At 67.7% G+C, this 647-nt stretch carries 1 protein-coding gene; it reads left to right on the top strand.

The features are described 5' to 3' along the window. On the top strand, positions 1-645 hold a 645-nt coding region (locus A5766_RS24735), incomplete at its 5' end, for an HNH endonuclease (RefSeq protein WP_064905734.1). Between the last annotated feature and the right edge of the window lie 2 nt (positions 646-647).

Raw genomic sequence — 647 nt, 5'->3', positions numbered from 1 at the left:
CACAATGCCGAAGAGCCGACAGCCGAGCCCGCGCAACAGACAGCATTGGAAGTACTCATCGATCCCGCCGGCGTCGCGGTGCCCCGGCTCGTCGGCCACGGCGTGATCGACCCCGCCCACGCCGCCGAACTCGCCGCAGGCGTCATCGCACGACCCATCGCGTTTCCCGACCTCACCGCACTCATCAACACCACCGGCCAGCCGAGTCTCGCAGCGAACCTCACCTCGCCAGGACTCAACCTCGCCGCGATGGCATCCAACCTCGCCGCACGGGGGCAGCCCGACACCCCCGCACCACCCGCCGACCCCACCGGACACGGCGGCTACCCAGCCCCACCCGCGTGGGCGCTGCGATACCGAATACCCAACTGGCTCCGCGAACAAGTCGTCGCCCTGCACGGAGTATGCCGATACCCCGAATGCGGCAAGCCGGCCGAACACACCGAACTCGACCACCTCGTCAAGTTCAACCACACCGACCCCCACGCGGGCGGCTGGACCGTGCTCTACAACCTCGTCCCCCTCTGCGGACCCGACCACCAACGCAAACACCTCGGCTTCTGGACACCCACCATCCACACCGACCTCTCCATCACCTGGACCAGCACCCGCACAGGCGAAACCATCACCACCTACCCACGCTGACC

The sequence above is a fragment of the Gordonia sp. 852002-51296_SCH5728562-b genome (assembly GCF_001665475.1).
In the GTDB taxonomy this organism is placed as follows: Bacteria; Actinomycetota; Actinomycetes; order Mycobacteriales; family Mycobacteriaceae; genus Gordonia; species Gordonia sputi.
This window is presented reverse-complemented; position numbering and strand designations above follow the sequence as displayed.